Source organism: Pelagicoccus sp. SDUM812005, from assembly GCF_031127875.1.
Classification (GTDB): Bacteria; Verrucomicrobiota; Verrucomicrobiia; order Opitutales; family Opitutaceae; genus Pelagicoccus.
The window spans coordinates 250,978-266,908 of sequence record NZ_JARXIA010000005.1 but is presented as its reverse complement, the minus strand read 5'-3'; the positions used below and the strand labels follow the sequence as shown (position 1 = coordinate 266,908).

Here is a 15,931-nt window from a genome sequence, read left to right as displayed (position 1 = left end):
GTCCGTCTCGCGTGGCGAGCTCTGCCTAGAGGTGCCCGGGCGCTTCGAAAAGGAGCTTGCGCAGGGTGTGTGGCCAGGCTTTGGGCTGGTGGCGCTGGAGGAGGGTTTGCAGCAGGCGGAGCTCGGCAGCGTCCTCGAAAGAGCGGCTCAGGCTTGCGCGTTGGTCGCGGGACAGGCTGGTGGCGAGCGATTGCCGAATCTCCTGCCTGCGCTCGGCCCAAGGGGTGTCGGCAAGGGCTCGGGTGGCCGACTCTAGGTCGAGCTCGAGCCCGACGAGAGCGAGGGCCTGCAGGGAATCGATAGGGTTGGAGATGGGGAGGCCGTGGTTGTGCAGGGCGAAGAGCCGGTTCAGGTCCTGGAGGCGTACTTCCAGCTCGTTTTGGGCGGTCAGGTACTGGAGGCGCTGCTTGTCGCGGCGGGCCTTAGGGGAGGTGGCTTGGAAGTCGTGCAGCTGCGGCATCGCCTCGAGGGCGCGGTTGAGGCGGATCGCCTTGGCGTTTCGCGCGATGAGGGTTTGGCGTTGCAGGGTGTGTCCGGATTCGTGGACCAGCACGAAGTCGGTGGCATCGCGGGAGACTTCGATGGTGTGCGAGTAGGCTTCGTAGCGGCCGACCAGGAGGCTGCCGAGCTTGCGGTCGGGCTCGGCGTTGAACTCGGAGATGCGGACGGGCGAGTGGCTGTTGGAGTAGTCGGAGAAGAAGGGGAAACGCTTGGCGTGCTGCTCCTGCCACTTCAGCTTCTGGGCGATGAGGGAGTCGATGTCGCCGGAGTAGACGGCTTCGAGGACCTGGACGTAGCGAATTTGTCCGTCGTGGGAGGCTTCGCGACGCAGGGCGGCGAGGCCTTGGGAGTAGGCTTGGATGCTTGCATGTAGGGGGCTGGCAACTACGTCGGCCTGAGCGTGGGATGTCTCGATGGAGGGCTCTGGATGAGCTGCGAGGGGACGGGCGGCGAGGAGGGAGAGCAGTAGCAGGAGCCCGGCGGCGCAGCGGGCTGGTGTTCTGTGGGTCCGTTTCTCTCGCATATTCGTACATGCGATAGAAAGGGACGGGACCTAGGGACGAAATGTTAAAACGGGGCTGAGGCGGATGCCTTCCGTTTTTGAAAATGTTTTAGCGAGCGGCGGGTAGCGAACAGGTGCGCTTTGCGTCCTGATTGAAAGGGAACGAGATTTTTCGATGCAGAATGCAGCTAAATGGCGAACTCGGTTTCGGAAATGTGCTCGCGCTCGAGCGAAAGTTTACGTTTCCGCTTTCGGTAGAGGGTTGTTTTGTTGATGCCGAGGATGCGAGCGGCCTGCTGGTAGCTTTTAGCGGATGCGATGACGCCGTTGATGTGCGCTTCCTCGATGTCTTCGAGCTTGAAGGGGCCGCCGATCTTGAGCGGGGCGTTGGGACCGTCGCCGTTGGAACCCAGCTGCACTTCGGGTGGGAGGTCCTGTACCTCGATGCACCCATCGTCGCAGAGGATGAGGCAGCGCTCCACGACGTTATGCAGCTCGCGCAGGTTGCCTGGCCAATCGTAGCGGGCGAGGGCCGCGAGGCAGTCCTCGGAGAAGCGGCATTGCGGGCGAGCCATTTGCTTGGCGTGGTGCTGTAGGAAATGTTGGGCGAGTTTGGGGATGTCGCCGCGCCGTTCGTTGAGGGGCGGCATGTGGATGGAGATCACGTTTAGGCGGTAGAACAAGTCTTCGCGGAAACGCCCGTCCTGGGCCTCGGCTTGCAGGTCGTTGTTGGTAGCGGCGAGGATGCGCACGTTGCCGGTGCGGGTTTTGGTTTCGCCGACGCGTTCGTATTGGCGTTCCTGCAAGAAGCGCAGGAGCTTGGCTTGGATCTCCATGGGGAGCTCGCCGATCTCGTCGAGGAAGATAGAGCCCCCATCGGCGGAATCGATCTTTCCCCAAGTGTCTTTGACGGCGCCGGTGAAGGCTCCCTTCACGTGGCCGAAGAGTTCGCTTTCGAGCAACTCCTTTGAAAGGCTGGGGCAATGCACGACTACGAAGGGTTTGTCGGCGCGTGGGCTGAGCGAGTGTATTTGCTTTGCAAGTACAGTCTTGCCGGTACCGCTAGGTCCGAGAATGAGCACGGTGGCTTCGGACGGCGCGGCGCGTTGGGCTAGGCGATAGATCTGTTGCATCGACTTCTCTTGCGAGTCGAAGAGAACGGGCGGAACGATTTCGCTGACTTGAGATTCAAGTTCGACGACCTTGGACTTGAGGGCGATTTGCTTGCCCACGCGTTCCAGGGTCTGGCGAATCTGTTCAGGTACGAAGGGCTTAAGCACGTAGTCGAACACGCCTTTCTTAGTTGCTTCGATGGCCGAGGAAATCGACGAGAATCCCGTGAATATAATGACGGGCATCTCGTGTCCGGCGGCTCGTATCCGGTCGTACACTTCGAGTCCGTTTTCGGATCCGAGCCGTAGGTCCAGGAAAACTACGTCGATGCGATTTTCGTCCAGCTTGCTCAGCGACTGGCTGCCGCTGTAGGCCGAATAGGGCTCGTGCCCCATCGTTCTTAAAGCTATGGACGTGGTTTTGTGGATATTGATTTCATCGTCAATAATGAGTACTTTCATCGATCGTATGGAGAGTTGGATACGCTTAGAGACGCCCGCTTTGGCAAGCGTCAGTGGGGAAGCGGGGGATTGCGGCTTAGAGCGGCGGCTTGCCTCGCAGCGCCTGCATGAGGGCTGATACTACGAGCAGCACCAAGAAGACGTAGAAGAGAATTTGGGCGACGCCAGCGGCGGCTCCAGCGATGCCGGTGAAGCCGAGTAGGCCAGCGATGATTGCTACAATCAGGAATGTAAGTGTCCAAGATAACATGATACAAGGGGTTGAGTGTTATGGTTGTGGTTAGTGGTCCTCTCCATTGCTTGGATCGCGCCAAAATGGAGTATTTCAGTTCGCAACAAGGGGCTGTCGCCCTCGAATTGCCTGATGTTCAGGGGGATTGCAGCGAGCGTAGATCAATAGCGATAAGCGCGCATTCCTGCAAAATGCAGGAGGAGGTGCGCGATACGCCGTCCGAGAGTCGGACGGGGCGTGAAGGGGCGGTCACGCCTCCAGCGGCCTGTACTCAAATACTGCGTACAGCTTGTTATCGGGGGGGATCGGAGAGCGGGAGGGAGCGCTGCGGGAGCGACGGCCTTCAGTCCTTTTGGCTTAAGGCGTCGGCGTCTTTGCGAGGAACGGGTTCCCGTTTGGAGGGAGGCGGGGGAGAGTCTTTGATGCCTTTGGCGGTGAGGCTGACGCCGATCTCGGTTTCTTGGTGGTCGATGTATTTGGTAGAGGCGAAGGGGATGACGCGGAGCCCGCCGACGAACCAGGCTTTGGTATCCACGATGGCGTACTTCAGGGTCCAGGAATCCGAATCGACGAGCAGGTCTTCCAGCGGGCCGGTGCTTTTTTTGTCGGCAGGGCGGATGGAGTAGCCGCGGATGCCGCGGGCGGATTGCAGGAGCGGGTCTGCGGTGAGGGGATTGCGGTGGCGGAGCTTGGCGGAGGTTTCGATGTGCGGCATCCCGGGCCCGGCGAGGGCGTTGAAGGCTCCGGCCGGTTCGGCGATCCAATAGGGAATCCAGCCGTAGTGCTCGTGGAGGCGGGACTCGATCTTGCGGGAAATGGGTTCGTCCGGCTCGATAGGGGGACTGTTCTCGATGGCTTCGCGGTCCATGTTGACAGGGATGCCGTTTGCGAGGTCGGATTCGTCCAGAGGGACGACGCTGGCGGGGGAGATGATGACCTTACGGCCGGGGAGCCAGCTTCCGGTGCGGACTACGATGTAGCGGATTCGGTAGCTTTGCTCGTCGAAGAGGAAGTCCTTGCAGGCCCCGAAGTCGTCGTCGAGGGCGTGGATGCGTTTTCCGATAAGATTCCTTAGGCTGTAGAGCATCGTGGAGGCGCGGTTGTTGGGTTCGGTACTGTTATGCGTCGGCAATGGAGGTCAGGTTATCGGGGGAGCTCCTTCTTGTCCAACGCATAAGTGGGGATGGGGGGCGGAGCCGGGGTGTGGGTTCAGTTCGCTCCCTTTTGCTTGTTGGGGAAGACGAGCAGCAAGGCGGGCAAGGTTAGGAGGTCGGCCGCCAGGGCGATGCTGATGGACAGGGCGGTGAGCAGGCCGAACCAAACGCTGGGAATGAAGTCGGAGAAGGCCAGTAGGCTAAAACCGGATACGACGACGATGGTTGTGTAGAGAATGGCGAAGCCGACGGAGCGGTGGGTGCGGCTAACGGCATCTTGCGGGCTGTGTCCGGCTTGTCGTTCCTCTTGGTAGCGGTGCACGTAGTGGATGGTATCGTCGACGGAAATGCCCATGGCGACGGAGGCAATGGTCATGGTCATGAAATCGAGGGCGATGCCGCACCAGCCCATGAGTCCCAGCACGATACCGGTGGAGATTACGTTTGGCGCCATGCAGGCGAGGGCGAGCGGCAGGGACCTGAAGACGGCGAGGAAGCAAACGAAAACGCCGAGGGCCACGATGCCGAGGGTGAGGGCTTGCGAGCGGTAGAGGCTCTGCAGGAGGTCCTGGTAGAGAACGAAGAGGTTGCTCAGCTGGTAGCGATCGGAAGGGATTTGCAGGGCGGCGGCTTTTTCGTGTATGGAGGCGAGCAGGGCAGCTCGGTCGAGCTCAGGAGTGGAGTCGGCGATGCGGAGGCTGATGCGAGCTTGCCGGTGCTCGGGAGAGTAGAAGGAGCCGAGGAGCTGGTCGCGCAGCGATTCGTCGATGGTGTGGTAGGCGGCGCTGAGCTCGTATTCGGTGAGGGGGCGGCCTTGGTTGAGGGATTTGGCGAGTTCGGTGAAGTTCACGAGGGAGAGGGCCTTGCCGACGCCGGCGATGGAGCCGAGCTCCGTTTGCAGGGATTGAAGGGTTTGGACCTGGGCGGCGGTGGCGACGAGGGCGGGGTCTTCGGCTTCCTCGAATTCGTAGATGACGTCGAGCGGAGTAGAGCCGCCGAATTGCTGGTCGATGAAGGAGAGCTCCTGGTGCACGACGGTGGAGTCGGCGAAGTAGTTTATGAAGCTGTTTTCGACGGAGAGGCGGGCGACCCCGAGGCTAGCGAGGGTGAAGACGATGGCGGAGGCGGCGAGCAGAGAGCGTGGCGAGCGGGTAGCCCCTTTTCGAAACGCTCCGACGACCCGTTCTGTGAGGCGGCTTTCTTGAGGGGAGTCGCCCTTGGGGAATAGACTGACCAGCAGAGGAAAGAGGGCTAGGCTGGCGAGGGAGGAGGCGAACATGGCCACGACCATCATGATCCCGAAAGTAGTTATGGGTTGGATACCGGAGAATATGAGCGAAGCGAATCCGATGGAAGTGGTGAGGGCGGAGTAGAGGCAAGGTTTCGCTTTCTTGCGAAAGACGCGGGTGGAAAGTTCCTGGGCCGAGGCCTGCGGCTTAGCCCGCTGCTCCTCGCGGTACTGTACTATGAGGTGGATGACGATGGCTAGGGTGAGGACGATCTGCAGGGAGACGAAGTTGGCGGAAATGACGGTGCCCTTTAGGCCGAAGGCTGCGAAGAGTCCGATTGTGGATACGACGCAGTAGAGGCAGGAGATTGCGGGGATGAGCACCCAACGCAGGGACCGGAAGAGGGCGAGCAGGGTGAGGCTGGCCACGATGGCGATGGCGCTGCCAAAGACGATGAGGTCGTTGCGGATGATTTGCACTAGCTGGTAGGCAAGGGCTTGCTCTCCGCCGAGGTAGACTCGGGCGTCGCTTTGGTAGTCGGCGATGATGTCTCGAATGGCCTCGATCTCGCGATTGCGGTGGGCGGCGAGCTCCTTTTGGATGGGGGCGACTCGAACTTTGAGTGTATCCAATAATTGGGGATCTTGTTCGTTTTCGGGAAGCTCGCTCGCTGCGAGCTTTTCCGCTTGGATGCGGTCGAGCTCATCGTTTCGCTTGAAGGTGACTTGGAGGCTGGTGGCGGTTTGGGCGGCGTTGACGAGGAGGTCCTCGTAGATGGGGTGCCCGGAGAAGAGCTCAGGGAGTTTGGAGAGGGGGATGTCCAGCTTCTGCAAGGTCCAGCGTTCGGGGTCTAGGTTGGGATCGAGACCTTTTTCGGAGAGCTGGAGGAGGGGGACGTTGAGGATGGAGCGGACGTTTTCGACGCGGGGGAACTGGGAGATAGCATCGCCGATGGCGGCCAAGTCTTTGAGGGTTCGTTCGCTGAAGAGCGGTCTGTCGATCGGCTCGTAGGCGATGAGCAGAAACTCCTGCGGCTGGAACCGCGCATCGAACTTTTGGGTACGCTTGTAGAAGGGGTTGTCTTCGTCGACAAGGGTTTCGGCGGAGGCGTTGATTTCGAAGCGCAGGGATTGCCAGGCCAGCAGGAGGAAGAGACCGGCGAGCAGGGAAAGGAGAAGGTAGGGGCGGCGGAGCCAGAGGGGTTGTTCCTTGTTATTCGTTGGCGGGGTAGTCTTCATCGCGGAGGCGGCCTTGTTCGTAGAGGTTCTTTAGGAAGCGGTAGGCGTTCTCGGTTTCGCGGTAGAGCTCTAGGTAGTTTTCCGCGAGCGGGGCGTTTTCCTGGAAGGCGTCCGCGACCTTCGCGTAGGTTGACTCGGGGGTGGGGAGCAGGGAGAGCGGATTGAGTACGGAGTCGACTACGAGGCCGGCGAAGGCGCGTCCGTCGGAGGAGCCGATGAAGGGGACGACGAGGTAGGAACCGCGTCCGACTCCATAGCGTTCTAGCGTTGAGTCGAACCCTGTATTGGAGGGAGGAATACCGAATCTACGGGTGGCGGGATCGTGGGTGCCGGCTAGGCCGAGGGTGAGGTTGATACCGAAACGTTGGATTTGTTGCAGGGATTTATTGCCCTTGCCTTGGAGAGCTAGGTTGAGGGCGGAAGCGGGAGTCCCAATGGTATCGAAGACGTTGCCGACGCCAGTGCGGACGGGTTGGGGCAGGGCCGCTTTGTATCCTTTGCTCAAGGGGGTGATGAGGAAGCGGTTGGCTTGATGGTTGAAGGCGAAGATGACTTTGTTGAGGGGGCGAAATTTGTCTTCGGTTTCCGGATACTGGACGACTGTCGGCGCGGCGGGTTGAGACACGGGTTGAGCGACAGACGGCTCTTCCTGCTGTCCTCGGGATTTCGGGGCAGCGTACAGGGCTGCGAGGAAGAGGAGCAGGTGGGCGAGGAAGTGGACGCGCCGCTTCGGAGCGGCGATTCCTGCATTTCCGAGTGGAGAGAAGAAGTTCAATGGAAGGTGGAGGTTAGGTTACCTTTACGCGTAGTAGCAGGGTAATGCGTTTCTAGCGCCAAGTAGCCATCCACGGGGGGCGTTTCTGGCTGACCTACGTAAGGCTCTGGCCATGAATAGGATCAGGGGATCGAATAGGCGAAGGGGGCGCTGGGGAAGAAAACCTTAGGTGCTAAATGCACGGTTGCACGGAGCGACGTTTTGCGATTTGCACGCTTTGTCGCTTGGTGCACCGCTGCGGTGCAGCAGGGCCTTTAGGGGCGGATTTAGTCGAAATCCCGGCTAGGCGCTCGGACTTGTATCCGCTGGGTGGTTACTCGTTCGTTTCCGCGGCGGGCGCGGGCTTTTCCAAGAGGCGGTAGTTGGGGACGAGGAAGGGGAGGACGGGCGCGGGGGCCTCCGCTCGGGCGATGCTTTGGTCTTCCTGGGCGCCGGAGTCGATCCACCACTTGATGAGGTCGATCTCGGCCTGCGTGAGTTGGGGTTCGTCTTCGGGAGGCATGTGGTCCTCGTCGTCGATGGGGTATTCGAGAAGTTCGACGAGCAGGCTGTTATAGGAATCGCCCGGTTCGACGCAGGCGCCGAAGTCGCCGCCGCGCATCATGGCCTCGAAGCTGTCGAGGCGTAGCTTGCCTTTCTTCTTTTCCTCGCCGTGGCAGGAGACGCATTTGGCGTCGAGAATGGGCTGGACGATGTCGGTATAGGGATTGAAGGGATCGCCGAGTTCGGCGAGGAGGCCGTAGTTGTCTTCTGGGGACGCCTTCTTTTTCCAGGGGGCGTTGGCGAAGGGGTCGCCGTGCACCATGAGTCCGCCGGGGTGGCTGGCGAGGACCAGGGAAACCGTGAGGGCGGCGAGGGAGAGGAGTCGCAGGAGCCCGTGGCGTTTCAGGAGGTTGATGGCGAGGGTGGACCAGCAGATCGAGGTGAAGATGCCGGCGGCCCAGAGGTGGTTGGAGAGCAGCTCCTGTTCGTATCCGCCTTCTTCGCCTAGCAGGTAGCCGGTGGCGAAGGAGAGGGTGGCGGAAAGGGCGGTCAGGTGCCAGATGAAGTTGCGGACCCCGAGGTCGGTCCTCTTGCCTAGAAGGTTGATGAGCTCCAGGGAGAGTTGGGCGACGAGCAAGCCGATGGGCAGGTGAAGGACGAGGGGGTGGAAGCTGGCGATGAAGGGAGTCCAGGGAGAGCTGGCTGTTTCGCCTGCTTCGAAGAGGAGGGGCGCGGCGGCGAAGAGGATGGCGAGGAGGATGTAGGCGAAGGCGCGGAATCGGTTCATGGCGAGCGTTTTCGGGGAATTACGAAGGTTTCCCCTAGCTGAATGCCTTCTTCAGCGGCATGCAAGAATCTCCGTTCGCTCCCGCGGATTTGTGGGGCGGGAAAAGGGCTGTCGGGTGGCGAACCGGGGACCTGCCTGGAGTCCGTTTCCCGTGGGTCTAGGCGGGCGCTATGCGCGGCATGGGTAGGGGTTCCTTGCCCATTTCGGCGTGTAGGAGCTTGAGGATGAGCTCGGCCTTTAGTTCCTTGCGCTCGGGGGAGTCCCAGAGGTTGTTGATTTCTCCGGGGTCCTCTTGCAGGTCGAAGAGTTCGCCGTATTCGCGGTTGTAGTACGTGGTTAACTTATAGCGTGAATCGATGTAGGTCTTGACGTGGATGGTGGTGGGCTGGTGGCGGTTTTCCACGATGGCGTGCTGGCGTGCGGCGGGGGCTTGGCCGGCCCAGGCGGCGCTTTGGTCCGTGCCGGTCATGCTGGTGGGGATGGGCGTTCCGGTGGCGGCGAGGAAGGTGGGGGCGAGGTCCACGAGGGACTGGATGTCCGAGGAGCGGCTTCCGGCTTCGATCTGGCCGGGCCAAGCGGCGATGAAGGGAACTTTGACGAGGTCTTCGTAGTGGAAGGGCCCCTTGGCGTTGAGCCCGTGGTGGCCGAAGAAGTGGCCGTGGTCGGAGGTGAAGACGATGAGGGTGTTGTCGGCGAAGCCGAGGGCGTCGAGCTTGTCGAGGATTTGGCCGATGTACTTGTCCATGCAGCTGATCATCCCGTAGTAGACGGCGATTTCCTTGGCGAGGGAGTCGCGGTCTTGCAGGTGGGAGCTGCAGCCGTGCATCTGGTTGCCCCCCGGTTCGTGCCAGTCGGAGAAGTCGGGAGCGGGCTCTTGCGTTTTGCGGAAGTGCTCGGGGTTTTTGTCGTGCTCGCCGGGGGTGGCCTGCGGAACGGTTACTTCCGCGGGGTCGTACATAGTGTCCCAAGGTTCCGGCACGATGTAGGGAGGGTGGGGGTCGAAGAAGCTGGCCCAGAGGAAGAAGGGTTCGTCCTCGCGGGCGCTTTCTTCTAGGAGGGCGTTGGAGCGTTCGGCTATCCAAGCGTTGTAGTGGTACTCTTCGGGAAGGGTCCACTTCAGGTATTGAGGTTCGGTATCGTAGTCGGTGAAGCGAAAGTTGCCCCAGGTGTTCTGGAAATGCCGTGGCCAGTCGGCGAGGCCTTTTTCTTCCATCCAAAGGGCGTAGTGCTGGCCGACGTGGCACTCGTCGGCGTGGTTGCGGGCGAGCTCGACGTGGTCGAAGCCGTAGAAGGATTGGTCGTAGCTTTTCCAGTAGTCCAAGTCTCGAAGAAGTGGATACGATTCGAGGGATGGGTGTTCCGGCGTGGATATCAATTGCTGGAAGTGGGCCTTGCCGACGAGGCTGGTTTTGTATCCATTTTCTGAGAGCGCTTGGCCGAGGGTGGGGAGGGATTCGGAGAGCTTGGTGCCGAGGGAGTAGGCTCCGTGCTGGCTGGGATACATGCCGGTGATGATGGAGGCGCGGGTGGGGGTGCAGGTCGGGTTGGGGCAGTAGGCGCGCTCGAAGAGGCAGCCGCGCTGGGCGAGCCGGTCGAGGTTGGGCGTTTTGACTTCGGGGTTGTCCAAGCCGATGGTATTCCAGTGCTGCTGGTCGCTGGTAATAAAGAGGATGTTGGGGCGTTTCGAAGGTTGCATGTCGGATAATTCGTTTTGGATTTCTGTGGGCGTTATTGTAGCTGGGTCCTTTGAAAGTAGACATATCTAAAAATCCGATTTAGATGTCGGATCGTATGATGCGGTCCGTCCAGTATTCGGCCTTGCCCAGCTCTTCAGTGGAGCTAGCGGAGGGGCATCCCTTGTTGAAGGCTTTGTTTCCCCGTTCGATCGGGCGGGTGCCACCGCGGCCTGGCGAAGAGACGCGGCGCAAGCGAGGCATGGACGAATATATCCTGCAGTATTGCGCGGCGGGGCAGGGGTGGTTCGAGTCCGGGCGGGGACGGGAACGTTTGGAGGCGGGATCGTGCATCGTGATTCCTCCGAAGACACCGCACGCGTACGGATCGGACGATGCGGAGCCCTGGGACAACTATTGGATCCATTTTCGCGGAAGTCAGGCCAAGCGGTATTGCGAAGCCTTAGGCTTGGGGAAAGAGAAGTGGCTGCTGAGGATTGAGCCTAGCCGCGAGGTCGTCGATTGCTTTGAAAAGATTCTGGCGGCCTATCGAGAGGGGCATGGCTGGGAGCAGCTGCTCGATGCGTCGGCCTGGTTGAATCGCTTGCTTACCTTGCTGGTTTTGGGGGGAAGAAATGCGGGCGGGAGGAGCGTGGGTGGGGTCGAGCGTTCGATTCGCTTCATGAAGGAGAACGTGAGGCGGAAGCTGAGCCTGGAGGAGTTGGCGGAGGTGGCTTCGCTTTCCAAGGCTCGTTACCATGAGGTCTTTCGGGAACGTATCGGGCAGGCTCCGATGAGCTACTTTTCCGAGCTCAAGATTGGCCAGGCGGGGGAGGCTTTGTTGTCGAGCGGAGAGACGGTGGAATCGATCGCTCTGCAGTTCGGGTTTCCCAATGCGTTCTACTTTTCGCGGGTGTTCAAGAAGACGATGGGGATGCCTCCGTCCCAGTACCGGAAGCAGTACGGTACGCCTTAGCGGCGCGCTGGCCTAGCCGCGCTGGATAAGGTGGAGCGCAGGGCGTATCACGGTAGCGGGTACAGGCGGGAGTTAAGGGAGGATGCCTGTACCCAGATTTCAAGCGCAGCAGCTGCTTTTTGCATGGTGGGGTGCAAACTGCAACGCGCGGTATAACTTACTATTTGTTGGGATGGACAAGGCAGATCAAGTTCATATTTGTTTTGTTTTCGAAGCTTTTCTTGATGCCTAACCCGAAGAATCTGCAGAGCAAAGTGAACGAAGCGAGCGGCAGCCAACCGATCATCGTCGGTATCGGCGCTTCTGCGGGCGGACTGGATGCCCTGCGTCGCTTCGTCGCGAGAATTCCCAAAAAGAGCGGGATGGCGTTCGTGGTCGTCCAGCATTTGGACCCGACGCATAAGAGCGCCTTGGCTGAGTTGCTAAGCCATAAGACGTCGGTGCCGGTCAAGGAAGTGGAGGGCGGCGAACGAGTTCTCGAGGATCACATCTACGTCATTCCTCCCAATCGTTTCCTTGGGATCTCGGCGGGTCGCTTTACCTTGGATTCGTCGAACGCGACGAGAGGGGTGCCGATGGCGATCGACTCCTTCTTTCGTTCCTTGGCTGCCTCTGCGGCGGAGCGGGCGGTGGGGATTGTCCTTTCGGGAACGGGTTCGGATGGAACGTCCGGGCTGCGGGAGATCAAGGAGCTCGGTGGCTTGGTGATGGTTCAGGATCCGGAGGAGGCGGCTCACGACGGGATGCCTTCCAGCGCGGTTCAGAGCGGGCTGGTCGACCTCGTGCTAGGGGTTGATGGCATGGTAAACAAGTTGCTCCAGTACGTGGAGCACTCCTCCTTGCAAGGGGCGACGTCGGAGTCGGAGCAGGAGTCCGAAGACGTGCAGGAATTGGGGCCGATTTTGGCCGTGGTAAAGGAAAAGACGGAACTGGATTTTGGGAAATATCGCAAGAAGACGGTGTTGCGTCGGATCCGGCGGCGGATGGGCCTGGCCCAGGTGAAGCGTTTCAGCGACTACCTGGAGCTGCTGCGAAAGTCGTACGAGGAAGTCGAGGCTCTGGGGCGAGACATCCTGATCAACGTGACCGAATTTTTTCGCGATCCTGATGCCTGGCGGATCATCGAGTCGGAAGTTCTCCCCGCCTTGGTGAAGCGGGCGTCTTCGACTCGGCCGCTGCGCATCTGGGTGCCCGGCTGCGCGACGGGCGAGGAAGCCTATAGCTTCGCAATGTTGCTTTCGGAAGCGATGACCTATCGGGAGGAGGTTCCACCTATCCAGATCTTTGCGACGGATATTGCCAACAAGGCATTGGATTCCGCGCGAGAGGGCGTGTATGCTGAAGGGTGTTTGTCCAATGTATCTGATAAGAGGATACGGACGTTTTTCGTTAAGGAAGGAAGTAGCTACCGCATTAGCAAAACCTTGAGGGAGATGATTGCCTTTGCGCCGCATAACTTGCTCACCCAGCCACCGTTTTCGAACATGGACCTGATTTCTTGCCGCAACATGCTCATCTATTTCGAGCCTGAGGTGCAGAAGCGTGTGTTCGAGCGTTTCCACTTTTCGCTGACGGAAGGTGGCTGCTTGTTCTTGGGCAGTTCCGAATCGATCGGGAGGAGCAACGTCAACTTTTCACCGGTATCCAAACAATGGAGAATCTTCAAGCGTACGGGAGTGAGGACCCGCGTCTTGAAGGAGATGGATCGTAGCAGCGTATCAGCGGGAGTCGGAGTGCCTGCGTCCGGAGTTCCGGCCCGGCGAACGTCCTCCCTGACGGAGCGGGTGCACAGTCAATTTCTAGCGGCTACTGGAGCTGCGCTGGCTCTGGTTAACGCCGACAACAAGGTCACTTTGTTGGAGGGAGACTTGGAGGCCTATTTTAGGATGCCGGCAGGGGAGTTGGTTCCGCAGCTGCCGGACTTGCTAGACATCTGCAAGGGCGACTTGCGGGCGAAGGTCAGGTCCTGCTTGTTTCGGGCGCGGCAAGGGGAAACGAAGCTGACTTGGGAAGGGCGCTTCGAGAAGGGTGCCTCGCAGGAAGGTTATAGAATTTCAGCGCGCCCCTTCAAGGATCAGCAAGAAGGCAGCGTAAGCGAGTATCTTGTCATTTTTGAACGGATACAGATCGTGGAATCAAATTTGGTCCCTTCGGATGTAGAAACCGATGCAACCTCGGCAGCTATTATCCGCGACCTGGAGCATGAGCTTTCGTCAACCCGGGAGCAGCTCAATTGCACTATCGAGGAATTCGAGACTGCGAACGAAGAGCTGAAGGCGTCGAATGAGGAAGCGATGTCGATGAACGAGGAACTGCAGTCGAGCAATGAGGAATTGGAAACCTCGAAGGAGGAGCTGCAGTCGCTCAACGAGGAGCTCAACGCCCTGAACCAACAGCTAGAAAGCAAGCTGGAGGAGCTTCAGGACACGACCGATGACCTCAACAATTTATTGGGCAGCACCGATATCGCTACCCTGTTTTTGGATACGGATTTTAAGCTGAGGCGCTATACTCCCAGGTCCTGCAGCTATTTCCACCTCAGCGAACGAAACATTGGGCAACCGCTGGCGGAAATTTCGCCAATCGTGGACGATCCAGATTTGTTGGCGGACGCCAAGCTCGTGCTGGAGAAGCTGCATCAAATAGAGCGGAAGGTTCACATGAATGCTGGGGCTGCCTTGATTCGCCGCGTATCCCCGTATCGAACTTCTGACGACAGAATTGCGGGGGTGGTTATCACCCTGGACGACGTATCGTCTATCGAAGTCGTTACGAAGCGGCTGGCGCGACGCGAGCGTCAGCAGGCCGCAGTGGCTGAAATCGGGAAGCGTGCCCTAGCGACGCGTAACGTGCAGGAGATTTTGGATACGGTTGTAGAGGTAGCCAAGAACGTATTGGGAGTCGAGTACGCGAAAGTGCTGGAGTTGCTGCCGGGAGGAGAGGAGCTGAGACTGGCGGCGGGAGTGGGCTGGCGCGAGGGGTTGGTGGGCAATTGCATCGTCAATGCGAAGAGCGGGTCTCAGGGAGGCTATACCCTGCGCTCGAGCCGACCGGTAATCGTGGAGGATTTGGAGACCGAGACTCGATTCGATTGCCCGCCCTTGTTGCATGACCATCAGGTGAAAAGCGGCGCGAGCGTGATCATCGGTGAAATTGGCAACGAGTACGGCGTTTTGGGGGTCCACTCCACGCGTGAGAGGGAGTTCGACGAAGACGACCTCGATTTCCTGCAGGGCATCGCCAACATCGTAGCGGAGGCTGTGATACGGTCGCGCGACCATAAGGCGGCCGAGGACAACGAGCTGAAGTTCCGCGCTCTTGCGGACAACATTGCCCAGCTGGCTTGGACTACGGATGCGGACGGTTCTATCAATTGGTACAATCGGCGTTGGTACGAGTATACCGGTACCACGTTTGAGGAAATGAAGGGATGGGGGTGGACGAAGGTGCATGACCCCGAGCACCTGGAGCGGGTGGAGCAAAAGTTTCGCTGTCATATCGAGACGGGCGAGGTCTGGGAAGATACGTTTCCGCTTCGCAGCGCCACGGGCGAGTACCGCTGGTTTCTATCTCGGGCGATGCCGATTCGCGACAAGGACGGCAAGTTGTTGATGTGGTTCGGTACCAACACGGATATCGAAGACTTGCGAAAGGCGGAGGAGGCGCTGCGTCGTTCGGACGAGCTGAAGGACCAGTTTCTGGCAACCTTGGCACACGAGTTGCGCAACCCCCTGGCTCCGATTTCGATGGGGCTTGATATGTTGCGAGGCGGCGAGCTCGCGGAAGAAGAGCGCAAGGAGTTTTATGAGATCCTAGGCCGACAGACGGGGCAGCTTGTGCGGTTGGTCGACGACTTGATGGATATCTCTCGCATTTCCCGAGGAAAGGTCACCTTGCAAAAGTCGAGCGTATCCGTTCAGGAACTACTGTTGACGGCTATCGAAATGGTGAATCCCTTGCTGAACGAACGCAGCCATGAGATCGAGCTGGAGTTCGGCAAGGAAGACCTTTTCATTCATGCCGACAAGACGCGGGTCACCCAGATCTTTGGAAATCTGCTTTCCAACGCGGCCCGTTATACGGAGGAACGCGGTAAGATAAAGGTGAGCCTCTCGAGCGTGGGGGATCAGGTTTTGGTATCGTTCGCCGACAATGGGATCGGGATCTCTGGCGACATGCTGACGCACATCTTCAACATGTTTACCCAAGGGTCGGGTGACGGCGGCAGGTCGGGCAGCGGCCTAGGGATCGGTCTGACCTTGGTGAAGTCGCTGGTCGAGATGCATGGAGGTTCGGTGGAAGCCCGTAGCGAGGGGCTAGGAAAGGGAAGCGAATTTCGGATACTGCTTCCGCGCGTAGCTCCTCCTGCAGAGGCGCTGCGTCTGCAACGCGCCAAGAACGGAAGGGGCCACGGCTCCAAGAAGGTGATGGTGGTAGATGACAACAAGGTCGCCGCCGATGTCACGGCTAAGTACTTGGAGCACTTCGGGCACGAGGTATTGGTCGCCTACAGCGGGCAGTCGGCTCTGGAGAAGGGCGGAGGCTTTCAGCCGGACGTCGTGTTGATGGATATCGGCATGCCGGAAATGGATGGCGTAGAGACGGCGCGTCGCGTGCGTAAGGAAGGTTGGGGAGAGAAGACGCTCCTTGTCGCGACCACCGGTTGGGGGCAGGAGAAGGACCGTAAGCTTACGAAAGAGGCCGGCTTCAACGAGCACTTGGTCAAGCCGATCGATCCTCCTGTGCTGAACGCGATCTTGGACCGGGTGTGAGCGTAAGGCGCTTGCGGGATTCGGGCTCCCCTCGA

10 protein-coding genes are annotated in these 15,931 nt (G+C 59.6%); 2 read left to right on the top strand and 8 right to left on the bottom strand.

The genetic code is table 11. The features are described from left to right. Window positions 1-25: 25 nt before the first annotated feature. The 8 genes from QEH57_RS08560 to QEH57_RS08525 all read right to left on the bottom strand — a co-directional run bounded on the left by QEH57_RS08560 (window position 26) and on the right by QEH57_RS08525 (window position 10,171). Window positions 26-1,024 carry a hypothetical protein gene (locus QEH57_RS08560; RefSeq protein WP_309006301.1) on the bottom strand — a complete coding sequence of 333 codons (999 nt, stop codon included), beginning with the start codon at window positions 1,022-1,024 and terminating at the stop codon, window positions 26-28. 167 nt (window positions 1,025-1,191) lie between these two features. Then, entirely contained in the window at window positions 1,192-2,577 is a 1,386-nt protein-coding gene (locus tag QEH57_RS08555; protein ID WP_309006300.1) for a sigma-54 dependent transcriptional regulator, read from the bottom strand. Between the two features lie 76 nt (window positions 2,578-2,653). Next, window positions 2,654-2,827 (bottom strand): DUF1328 domain-containing protein, encoded by a 174-nt coding sequence (locus QEH57_RS08550; RefSeq protein ID WP_309006299.1) that lies wholly within the window; start codon window positions 2,825-2,827, stop codon window positions 2,654-2,656. Between the two features lie 325 nt (window positions 2,828-3,152). After that, window positions 3,153-3,941, bottom strand: a complete 789-nt coding sequence (locus QEH57_RS08545; RefSeq protein ID WP_309006298.1) for a PRC-barrel domain-containing protein — start codon at window positions 3,939-3,941, stop codon at window positions 3,153-3,155. A gap of 77 nt (window positions 3,942-4,018) precedes the next feature. Further along, a complete protein-coding gene (locus tag QEH57_RS08540) occupies window positions 4,019-6,430 on the bottom strand; it encodes an MMPL family transporter (RefSeq protein WP_309006297.1) in 2,412 nt (803 codons plus the stop codon). Next, window positions 6,405-7,205, bottom strand: a complete 801-nt coding sequence (locus tag QEH57_RS08535; RefSeq protein ID WP_309006296.1) for a VacJ family lipoprotein — start codon at window positions 7,203-7,205, stop codon at window positions 6,405-6,407. Before QEH57_RS08535 ends, QEH57_RS08540 begins: the two co-directional genes overlap by 26 nt. Before the next feature lie 313 nt (window positions 7,206-7,518). Beyond that, window positions 7,519-8,475: a c-type cytochrome domain-containing protein gene (locus QEH57_RS08530; RefSeq protein ID WP_309006295.1), complete on the bottom strand. Its 957-nt coding sequence runs from the start codon at window positions 8,473-8,475 to the stop codon at window positions 7,519-7,521. Between the two features lie 157 nt (window positions 8,476-8,632). After that, a complete protein-coding gene (locus QEH57_RS08525; protein WP_309006294.1) occupies window positions 8,633-10,171 on the bottom strand; it encodes a sulfatase-like hydrolase/transferase in 1,539 nt (512 codons plus the stop codon). Window positions 10,172-10,254: 83 nt separating this feature from the next. Between QEH57_RS08525 and QEH57_RS08520 the strand changes: the two genes are divergently transcribed. Then, window positions 10,255-11,124: an AraC family ligand binding domain-containing protein gene (locus tag QEH57_RS08520; RefSeq protein ID WP_309006293.1), complete on the top strand. Its 870-nt coding sequence runs from the start codon at window positions 10,255-10,257 to the stop codon at window positions 11,122-11,124. 224 nt (window positions 11,125-11,348) lie between these two features. Further along, the gene (locus QEH57_RS08515; RefSeq protein WP_309006292.1) at window positions 11,349-15,896 is read left to right on the top strand and encodes a CheR family methyltransferase; all 4,548 of its coding nucleotides are present in this window, start codon (window positions 11,349-11,351) and stop codon (window positions 15,894-15,896) included. Window positions 15,897-15,931 lie beyond the last annotated feature (35 nt).

Coding starts and splice junctions, on each gene's coding strand:
- QEH57_RS08560 (WP_309006301.1), bottom strand. CDS start 1,024: ATGCGAGAGAAACGGACCCACAGAACACCAGCCCGCTGCGCCGCCGGG.
- QEH57_RS08550 (WP_309006299.1), bottom strand. CDS start 2,827: ATGTTATCTTGGACACTTACATTCCTGATTGTAGCAATCATCGCTGGC.
- QEH57_RS08530 (WP_309006295.1), bottom strand. CDS start 8,475: ATGAACCGATTCCGCGCCTTCGCCTACATCCTCCTCGCCATCCTCTTC.
- QEH57_RS08520 (WP_309006293.1), top strand. CDS start 10,255: ATGTCGGATCGTATGATGCGGTCCGTCCAGTATTCGGCCTTGCCCAGC.
- QEH57_RS08525 (WP_309006294.1), bottom strand. CDS start 10,171: ATGCAACCTTCGAAACGCCCCAACATCCTCTTTATTACCAGCGACCAG.
- QEH57_RS08540 (WP_309006297.1), bottom strand. CDS start 6,430: ATGAAGACTACCCCGCCAACGAATAACAAGGAACAACCCCTCTGGCTC.
- QEH57_RS08555 (WP_309006300.1), bottom strand. CDS start 2,577: ATGAAAGTACTCATTATTGACGATGAAATCAATATCCACAAAACCACG.
- QEH57_RS08515 (WP_309006292.1), top strand. CDS start 11,349: ATGCCTAACCCGAAGAATCTGCAGAGCAAAGTGAACGAAGCGAGCGGC.